Here is a 10,345-nt window from a genome sequence, read left to right as displayed (position 1 = left end):
GTCTTTAGGAGAGTCTTTTTTTATATCTTTGTTCAAAATATCATATATTGCTTCTTCTTTTATCCCAGTTTCTTCTGAAACCCTCTTTATATATACATCTTTTTCTATACTATCTAAATTAGCTAATATCTCTGTTACATTTCTTGTATACTTTATTACCATTTCCTTGTCTTTAAAATTTATACCTTCTTTTGCCTTTTTAAGTCTATAGTCAATTAAAGGTTCTGAATTATCTGCTAGTCTTAAAAAAGCATCTTTTCCATTTGCTCGTATAAATTCATCAGGATCTTTTCCATCAGGAACTGTAAGAACTCTAACATCAAATCCAGTGTTTTTAAGAATTTCAAGTCCTCTAAGGGTAGCCATTTGTCCCGCTAAATCTGCATCATAAGAAATAATAACCTTATCTGCATATCTCTTTAGAAGTCTTGCTTGATTTACTGTCAGTGCCGTTCCAAGAGATGCAACTACATTAGTTATTCCATATTGATGTAGGGATATTACATCCATATATCCCTCAACTATTATAAATGTTCTTAAAGGATTTTTTTCCTTTAAAGCAAAGTTCAATCCATAAAGGTTAGTTCCCTTATTAAACACTAAAGTTTCTGGGGAATTTAAATATTTAGGCTTTGAATCATCTAAAACTCTTCCTCCAAAGGCAATTACTCTTCCTTTATAATCAAATACTGGAAACATTACTCTATTTCTAAACCTATCATATATATTTCCCTTATCATTTTTTATTATAAGTCCTGCATCTAAAAGAGTCTGCTCCTTAAAGCCTTTAGTCTTTAAATAATTCATAAGTGAATTCCAGCTATTTGGTGAATATCCAAGTCCAAATTTTCTTAAAGTGGATTCTTTTATTCCTCTGTTTAAAAAATATATTTTCCCTATATTGTTAGGTCTATTCATAGTTCCAAAGAAAAATCTAGCTGCTTCTTTATTTATGTTGTAAAGTATATCTTTCTTGTCATTAAATCTTCTGCTACTTTTAGATTCTTCAATGGTTATATTGGCTCTGTCAGCCAAGTACCTTAATGTTTCAACATAGGATAAATTTCTATTTTTCATAACAAAGGTTATAACATTTCCTGCTTCCCCACATCCAAAACATTTAAAAAGCTGCTTTTCACTAGAAACACTAAAAGAAGGTGTTTTCTCACTATGAAAAGGACATAGTCCTTGATAGTTTCTTCCACTCCTCTTTAGTCTAACAGTTTCAGATATAACCTCTACAATGTCATTTTCATCCTTTATCTTTTCAATTATATGTTCTGGTATCAATGAGAATCCCACCCAAAGTAATTATTTATAATTTTATTTTCAACAAGGTTTATTATATTCGACATAAATTAAGGTTTTCCTTCTTTTCTACAATTTTTTTTATAAGATTTATACTTAAAAATTATGTTGATATTATATATATTCTTTATTTTTTCCGTTTTTCCTTCAATAAACTTTAAGATTTATAAGAATCCTTTCAAATATTAGTTTATCCCAAATTTATATAAATTTATTCTTTATTTGTATGTTTTATTGCAAATTTTGCTAATTTTTGCACTTTTAATCCCTCTTTGACCTATTCCTATATATTGTATATCTGTTTTTTAATTTTTATGATTATATTTTTACTTTTATAATTTTATTCAGATTTTATATTTTAACATTATATATATTAAATCTTAGAACTATAATCCATACATAAATATATATTCCATTTTCTATACTTTATATACTTTTATATATTTATAGATTTAATTTAAATCTAATCCCTTGAGAATATCACTATTAAATTATTGAAACTCATAATATTAAAATATGACTCATATACTATTATGAATAATATTACTCTTATTAAAGAGTTAAAGGAGGTAATATTCTATGCCTCAAAGGGCTAAAGAATTTAATCTTAATTTAAGAGACACTTGGATTAATACCTATAATATAAAAAAATATGTTCTCCCTCACTATGGTATAGAAAAGTGCGAAATTAAAGAGATTAAATTTAAAAATACAGACAAGCAACGTGCTGTTTATAAGGTACAGGTGGGAGAAGAAATTTTCTGTGTAAAAAAGGTTTACCTTGATAAAAAGCAACTATTATTTGTTTATTCTGCTGTAGAATGGTTATACAGATGGGGTATAAAGGTTCCTAGATTTATACCAACTAATGACGGAAGTAGATTTGTTTTTGAAAATGATATGTTATTTATATTAACTCCTTGGATAAGAGGGGAAAAATGTGATTTTGATAATATAAATCATGTAAATATAGCTATGTCAAACTTAGCGAAATCCCATAAGGTTTCTAAAAATTTCTCTCCTATTCTAGGAAGTGAAGATAGGTTTGGATTTGATGACATTTTTACCTCTTACAATAAACACTTTAATCAACTATTAAATTCTTCTAACTTAGCTTTTAGATATAAAGATAAATTCTCCAAAATATTTCTTGATGATTTTGAGAGTAACATAGCCTTAGCTAAAATCTCCTTAGATTTATGTAGCACAATAGATAATAAAAATCTTTCAAGGTCTCTATGCCACTCTGATTACGTAAATAAAAATTTAATTTTTAGTAATGATAATTCTCTATATATGATAGATTTTGATAAAAGTAAGATGGATTATTGTGTTAAGGATATATCCTATTTTTTTAGAAGACTTTTAAAAAGAGAGAAAACTAAATGGGATTTAGATTTAGCCATAAATGCTATTGAAGAGTATAATAAAATTAAGCCCTTAAATTTAGATGAATATAAATATATAGCTGCTTATCTCGCATTCCCTCAAAAATATTGGCGCATCTCCAGAGATTATTATAATAACATAAGAAAATGCAACGAAAAATCCTTCTGTAATCTCTTAAATAATGTAGTGAAAAAAACTTCTTATCAACTAGAATTTATGAATAAATTCTTAAAACATATAGAGAATAAATTTAGTATATCCTTAAATTAATTAAAATAAGGGACTATGACACAAAGAATAAAAACTACAATATATTGTCTTAGATTTTTAAATTCTAAGACAATATATTGTGGTTAGATTTCTTAATGCCATAGTCCCTTTAATATTAACAATATCCCTATTCTTTATAGAGAATCATATTCCATTATAAAGTGATATTTCACCTTAATTAGTAAGGTTTACTCTCCCTATAATAGTATTTAACTTATCTTTTATTTCTAACTTGTGCTTGAGCTGCTGCAAGTCTTGCAAGTGGAACTCTAAATGGTGAACAAGAAACATAGTTAAGTCCTAGGTTATGACAGAATTCAACTGAGGATGGATCTCCGCCATGTTCTCCACAAATACCAAGCTTTATGTCTGGTCTAGTTTGTCTACCCTTTTCTACTGCCATTTTTACAAGTACTCCTACTCCATCTTGATCAAGCTTTGCAAATGGATCAGATTCATATACCTTTTTATCATAATAGTCCTTTAAGAACTTACCTGCATCATCTCTTGAGAAACCAAAGGTCATTTGTGTTAAATCATTAGTTCCAAAAGAGAAGAAATCTGCTTCCTTTGCTATTTCATCAGCAGTTACAGCTGCTCTTGGAACTTCTATCATGGTTCCAACAAGATACTTCATATCTATATTTCTTTCCTTTAGAATAGACTCTGAAGTTGCAACCACAACATCCTTAACAAACTTAAGCTCCTTTATTTCTCCAACAAGTGGTATCATTATTTCTGGTACTATATCATATCCGTGCTTTTCCTTAACTTCTACTGCTGCTTCTATTATAGCCCTTGTTTGCATTTCAGCTATTTCAGGATAGGAAACAGCAAGTCTACATCCTCTATGTCCCATCATTGGGTTAAATTCATGTAGAGAATCTATAGTAGCCTTCAAGTCTTCACAGGTTATTTTAAGTTCTTTTGCAAGTTCTACTATATCCTCTTCATTATGAGGTAAGAATTCATGTAATGGTGGATCTAGCAGTCTTATAGTACACGGTCTATGCTCCATAGCCTCATAAATACCTACAAAGTCTTCTCTTTGCATTGGAAGTAACTTCTCTAAAGCTTTTCTTCTTTGCTCTTCGTTCTTTGCAACAATCATTTCTCTAACTGCCATTATTCTATCTTCCGCAAAGAACATATGCTCTGTTCTACAAAGTCCTATTCCTTCAGCCCCAAATTTCACCGCTTGAGCTGCATCTCTTGGAGTATCCGAATTAGTTCTAACCTTCATTGCTCTTATTTCATCTGCCCATTTCATAAATATTTCAAAATATCCACTTATCTCTGGTTCTACAGTATTTATTTCACATCCATATATATTACCTGTAGATCCATCTATAGATATATAATCCTTATCTGTATAAACCTTTCCTTGAACCTCTACTGTCTTAGTAATTTCATTAACCTTTAAATCACCACATCCAGCTACACAACAAGTTCCCATACCTCTAGCTACAACCGCTGCATGAGAAGTCATTCCTCCTCTTACAGTAAGTATTCCCTCTGCAGCTATCATCCCTTCAATATCCTCTGGAGATGTTTCCAATCTAACTAAAACTACCTTTTCTCCTCCTTCAGCTCTTTCCTTAGCCTCATCAGCAGTAAAAGCTATTCTGCCACAAGCAGCTCCTGGAGATGCTGGAAGTCCTTTTGCTATAGGAGACTTATCTTTTAACACCTTAGAATCGAAGGCAGGATGTAATAAACTATCAAGTTGCTTTGGCTCCACCTTAAGAATAGCTTCTTCCTTAGTAAGCATACCTTCCTCTACAAGATCAACAGCAATTTTTAAAGCTGCTTGAGCTGTTCTCTTACCATTTCTTGTTTGAAGGAAGTATAACTTTCCTTCCTCTATGGTAAACTCCATATCTTGCATATCTCTATAATGTTTCTCTAATATATTAACTATCTTTAAAAACTCTTCATATATATGAGGCATGTCCTCTTTTAACTTACTTATAGGATGTGGTGTTCTCGTTCCTGCCACCACGTCTTCTCCTTGAGCATTCATTAAATATTCAGCAAATACATGCTTTTCTCCAGTAGCTGGATTTCTTGAAAAAGCCACTCCTGTTCCTGAAGTATTTCCTTTATTTCCGAAAACCATTTCTTGAACGTTTACAGCCGTTCCCCACTTAGCTGGTATATCATTTAATCTTCTATATACTATAGCTCTAGGATTATTCCAAGATCTAAATACAGCCTTTATAGACTCTATAAGTTGAGTCTTAGGTTCCTTTGGGAAATCTTCTCCCTTTTCCTTCTTATAAAGTGCTTTATATCTATCAACTAATAATTTTAAATCATCAGCATTTAAATCTGTATCTAGCTCTACCCCTTTTTCTTTCTTCATTTCATCTAATAAATCTTCAAAAAGTCTTTTCTCTATATCCATAACAACATCTGAGAACATTTGAATAAATCTTCTGTAAGAATCATAAGCAAATCTAGGGTTTCCTGTTATTTTAGCCATAACTTCAACTGTATCATCATTTAAACCTAAATTTAGTATAGTATCCATCATTCCTGGCATAGACGCCCTTGCTCCAGATCTTACTGAAACAAGTAGTGGATTCTCTAGTGACCCAAATCCTTTTCCTGTTATCTTCTCAAGTTGTACCATTCTTTCATAAATTTCCTCAATAACCGCGTCTTCAACTATCTCACCATCATCGTAATACTTGTTACATGCCTCAGTTGTAACAGTAAAACCTTGCGGTACTGGAATATCAAGACTTGTCATTTCTGCTAAATTAGCACCCTTTCCCCCTAAAAGGTTTTTCATAGATGCATCGCCTTCACTAAATAAGTACACATATTTCTTCTTGCCCATATTAACACTCCTTCAGTTTTTAAAGAATATATACTAAAGGGAGAAAACTCCCTATAGTCATCTTATTATTTGTTTTTGCCCATATTAACAAATAATTTAGTTATATTAGTCTTTGAGATTTTGCCCACAATCTTTAAAGACTCCTTTTCATTTTCAAATACTCTCTCAACCACTGGAAGACTATCTACCTCGTGATCTATTATTCTCTGTGCCACTAAATATGCTGTATCTTCTGGTTCTACAAACACGATATTTGGCATTCTTGTCATTATAACACCAACAGGAACCTTATGAATATCAGTTCCTCCTATAGCTATTTTTAAAAAGTCTTTTCTTGATACAGCTCCAACAAGTATCCCTTTATTTTCAACAAATAAAGTCCCTACATCATTTAAAAATAAATGTACAATGGCATCATATACTGTAGTTTCTTCATTAACAACTACAGGAGATGACATAACATCCTTTACCTTTATATGAATTATATAATCATATACCATACTATGAGAGGGCTTTTGCGAATATATATATCCAACCTTAGGTCTAGCCTCTAAAATTCCTGTCATAGTTAGTATTGCTAAATCTGGCCTTAAAGCAGCCCTAGTAACTCCTAAGGACGATGCTAAAGATTCACTTGTTATTGGTTCTCCTGCTTTTACTAGTCTTATTATTTCTTCTTGTCTTGGTGTTAATTTAATTGCCCTCACCTCTTTCTAATGTTCCAGGAATAAGTGTATATTATATGTTAAAATGTGATATACAATTAACTTAATTATATTATACAATATAATTTTTTTCCTGTATATATTTTTTTATCTATTTTTATTTATATTTTTTATTTATTATCTTCATGTTCATGGAATTTTACAGAATACTGATATACCGGAGTGTCATTTATAATTACATCATCTTCAAATCCATTACTCATGTTATCTTTTTTATTATTCATAAACTTATCTTTAAATTCAGTGGCTACATCCTTTATTTTACTTCCTAAACCTTCTGCTGAATTCTTTACTACAGTGTTTATAACCTCAACTGACCCATCATTCTTAGTTATTTCAATAGTAAGAGTAACCAAAGTAGCTGTAGCTACTCCAGCTATTAGTATAATTGGAGTCCAAAGTACTGCTATCACCCCTGCTGCAACACCTGCATTTACAGGAACATCTACTATTACTTTTTCTCCTTTTTTTACTTTTATCCTATTTACATTTCCTTTGTCTATTAATTCCATGAGCCATATCTTAAATCCTTCAAGGGATGTAAATATTGGTGAAGGATTTTCTTTTTTTCTCTCTTCTATATATATTATTGCTTCCACCACATCTCCCATGGAAAACTCTAAGGCTTCTTTAGCCTCTTTATAGGAAACTCCAGTTCTTTCTATTATTAAATCTAGCTTTTCTAAAGAATTATCACTCATTCTTATTTCCATCCTCCTTTATTATATCAAGCATATCTAAACTCTTAGGCCTTCTTTGATAAACACTTCCTATTAAAGATTTCATAACAGAATATATCTCTTCTTTTATATTAGCATTTATCTTCAGTTTATATATATTATCTAAACTATGACTATTTAGATATCTTAAAACATTATATGTACTAGAAGATATTGGAATACCATAGGATTTTTCACAGTTGTTACACACCCCTCCACTATAAGCTAGGCTTATATAATCACAATATGAGAGTCTCCTCCTACATTTGCAACAATTATCTAAATCTAGTGCATAACCAGTTGATTTTAAAAGCTTAAGTTCAAAGGCTCTAATAAGAACTTCATTATCTAAAGCATTTGAATTTAATAAATATAAGGAAGTAACTAGCTCCTTGAATAATCCCTCATTCTTCTCATCATCTACCATAGATATATCTATAAGTTCACAGAGATAGGTACTATATGTAAGCTTTTCTAAGTCATCTAGGCATCCTCTAAAGGAATTTATAATTCTGCCTTCACTTATGGTGTAGAGTCCTCTACCTTTAAATAATACATATTCACCAAAAGTAAGAGGCAAAGAGGCAGAGAATAATTTATTACTATTCTTCTTTGCTCCCTTTGCAATAGCCGTTATCTTTCCATTCTTTTCTGTATATATCCATAAAAGCTTATTATTTTCTTTATAATCCTGTTCTTTTAACACAACCCCTAAGGTCTTAACTAGTGCCAGAGTTATCTCTCCTTTACTTTTTCATTTTATAGCCTAGTTCCTTAAGAAGCATTGGATTATCTCTCCACTCTTTTCTAACTTTTACCCATATTTTTAAGTTAACCTTAGCATTTAAGAACTTTTCAAGATCCATTCTTGAATATTCTCCAATCTTTCTAAGGGTCTGACCATTCTTTCCTATTATTATTCCTTTATGGGAATCTTTTTCACATAGCATATCAACTTCTATATGGTAGGTTCCATTTGGACTTTTTTTCATTTGTATTATATCAACAGCTATACCATGAGGAACTTCTTCTGAAAGAAGTCTTAAAGCTTTTTCTCTAACAGTTTCAGATATTATAAACTTCTCTTGAACATCTGTTATCATTTCCTTGGGATAATATTGTGGTCCTTCTGGTAGCTCTTTTTTTATAATATCTATTAATGTATCTACATTTTTACCTTTTAAGGCTGATATAGGTATGATTTCTTTAAATGGGAAGAAATCTCCATAGGCTTTTAAGTTCTCAGCTACTCTCTCTTTAGTATTTTCATCTATTTTATTAAGTACAAGATATACTGGTACTTTAGTTTCTCTCAATTGATCTAAGATTATTTCATCTGCCTTACTTATACCCTCACCTGGGTTTGCAAGGAATAAAACTACATCAACTTCCTTTAAAGCATCTGTTGCTACTTTTACCATATATTCACCTAGTTTATGTCTTGGCTTATGAAGACCTGGTGTATCAACAAATACCATTTGAAAATCATCGCCTGTTAGTACAGTTTGTATATTATTTCTTGTAGTCTGGGGTCTAGATGAAACAATAGATAATTTTTCACCCATGATGTAATTTAATAATGTAGATTTACCTACATTAGGTCTTCCTATTATAGTTACGAATCCTGATTTAAACATTAATTTCCTCCTAAAGTTCTAAGTCTTTTTTACTAAAGCTTCCTGGTAAAATTTCTTCTAAAGTCTTTTTTATATATTCATTCTTATTCTTGATAATAATTATTGGAATTTCTGGGCCTTCTGCAAACTCCACAATTACTTGCCTACATATTCCACAAGGATAAGTATAAGAATTTACATCTCCAATTACAGCTACGGCCTTTACATTGGTTTTTCCTTCAGATACCGCCTTAAATATAGCTGTTCTTTCAGCACAATTAGTTGCACCAAATGAGGCATTTTCTATATTGCATCCTGTATATATACTATTGTCTTCCATCATAACTGCTGCTCCTACTTTAAATTTTGAATAAGGAGCATAAGCTAATTCTCTAACTTCAATGGCTTTTTCTATTAGTACATCATAATTCATAAAATATACCTCCCTAATTTTATATCTTGTATATAAAATTATAGCATTATTTATATGTATTTCAATAAAAAGTGAAGTCTATAACCCTTATTAAAGCTAATTTATATAAAACATTATTTAATTAGGCTATGATTAAATGTATAAACTAAAAGTTATCTTAAAATTTATAGCTTATTTAAGATAATAACTTAAATATAAGTAGTGTTAATAATGTTCCAAATATAGCTCCACATATAACTTCCAATATTGAATGTACCTCTGAATCTACCCTACTCTGCGCTACTATTACAGCTAGTAAAAAGGATAGCATTATAACAATTGGTTCCTTACTTATAAGGGCAACCATAGTGGCTAAAGAGAAACCTATTGCACTATGTCCACTTGGCATTCCACCTTTTAATGGAGTTCCCTCACCATATATAGCTTTGAAAACTAAGGTGGCCACACAAACTATAACAAGAACTATAAGAATCATATAAGGTTCTGATTGTTTTATCTTAGTTACTGTGGTAAAAACTATCTCTGTTATATTATCCCAGAATATAATATACCCTACAAATAAAGCATTAATAGCAGTTATTAGTACAGCTCCAGCAGCTACATTCTTAGCTATTTTAGCTAAAGGGTGATAAAAATTAGTGGTGGCATCTACCGCTGCCTCAATAGCTGTATTTATAAGCTCAGCTCCAATAACCATAGTTATTGTTATACATATTATCAAAAGCTCTACTTTGGAAAGCTCATAAAAAAAACATATTGTTAACACTGCCAGTGTTGCTATCATATGTATCTTCATGTTCCTTTGAGTTCTTATGGTATATATTATTCCCTCTATAGCATGATTAAAAGAATCTACTAATTTTTTTATAGACATATAATTCACCCCATAACAATTTAGAATTCAAGTGTATAAAAGAAAAGAACTAATTAAATACAATAGCCTAATATGCTATCTTAATATAATTATACACAATAAGTATATATTTCTAAACATATATAATTTTTCTATTGAATTTTATTTTAATATTCATTTGTTAATA

9 protein-coding genes are annotated in these 10,345 nt (G+C 30.4%); 1 reads left to right on the top strand and 8 read right to left on the bottom strand.

The window, feature by feature from the left end; all coding sequences use genetic code 11:
• Nucleotides 1-1,290, bottom strand: a 1,290-nt coding sequence (dnaG, locus tag AB2369_RS07745) for a DNA primase (protein ID WP_367665908.1), incomplete at its 3' end; no start/stop codon positions are given.
• Between the two features lie 597 nt (nt 1,291-1,887).
• Here dnaG and AB2369_RS07740 point away from each other — a divergent pair.
• Nucleotides 1,888-2,967 (top strand): CotS family spore coat protein, encoded by a 1,080-nt coding sequence (locus AB2369_RS07740; protein WP_367665907.1) that lies wholly within the window; start codon nt 1,888-1,890, stop codon nt 2,965-2,967.
• A 214-nt stretch (nt 2,968-3,181) separates the two neighbouring features.
• On the opposite strand, the gene ppdK is transcribed toward AB2369_RS07740, so the two are convergent.
• The 7 genes from ppdK to AB2369_RS07705 all read right to left on the bottom strand — a co-directional run bounded on the left by ppdK (nt 3,182) and on the right by AB2369_RS07705 (nt 10,179).
• Complete coding sequence (gene ppdK, locus AB2369_RS07735; RefSeq protein ID WP_367665906.1) at nt 3,182-5,812, bottom strand: pyruvate, phosphate dikinase; 2,631 nt, start codon at nt 5,810-5,812, stop codon at nt 3,182-3,184.
• Between the two features lie 65 nt (nt 5,813-5,877).
• Entirely contained in the window at nt 5,878-6,519 is a 642-nt protein-coding gene (locus AB2369_RS07730) for a helix-turn-helix transcriptional regulator (protein ID WP_367665905.1), read from the bottom strand.
• Nucleotides 6,520-6,647: 128 nt separating this feature from the next.
• Nucleotides 6,648-7,238: a DUF4342 domain-containing protein gene (locus tag AB2369_RS07725; protein ID WP_367665904.1), complete on the bottom strand. Its 591-nt coding sequence runs from the start codon at nt 7,236-7,238 to the stop codon at nt 6,648-6,650.
• Nucleotides 7,231-7,995: a DNA repair protein RecO gene (gene recO, locus AB2369_RS07720; RefSeq protein ID WP_367665909.1), complete on the bottom strand. Its 765-nt coding sequence runs from the start codon at nt 7,993-7,995 to the stop codon at nt 7,231-7,233. Before recO ends, AB2369_RS07725 begins: the two co-directional genes overlap by 8 nt.
• A gap of 7 nt (nt 7,996-8,002) precedes the next feature.
• Nucleotides 8,003-8,893, bottom strand: a complete 891-nt coding sequence (gene era / locus AB2369_RS07715; RefSeq protein ID WP_367665903.1) for a GTPase Era — start codon at nt 8,891-8,893, stop codon at nt 8,003-8,005.
• Nucleotides 8,894-8,903: 10 nt separating this feature from the next.
• Nucleotides 8,904-9,305: a cytidine deaminase gene (locus AB2369_RS07710; protein ID WP_367665902.1), complete on the bottom strand. Its 402-nt coding sequence runs from the start codon at nt 9,303-9,305 to the stop codon at nt 8,904-8,906.
• 175 nt (nt 9,306-9,480) lie between these two features.
• Nucleotides 9,481-10,179, bottom strand: a complete 699-nt coding sequence (locus tag AB2369_RS07705; RefSeq protein ID WP_367665901.1) for a diacylglycerol kinase — start codon at nt 10,177-10,179, stop codon at nt 9,481-9,483.
• Nucleotides 10,180-10,345: the final 166 nt, after the last annotated feature.

Origin of the sequence: Clostridium sp., from assembly GCF_040797585.1 — a bacterium.
Classification (GTDB): domain Bacteria; phylum Bacillota; class Clostridia; order Clostridiales; family Clostridiaceae; genus Clostridium_Z.
This window is presented reverse-complemented; position numbering and strand designations above follow the sequence as displayed.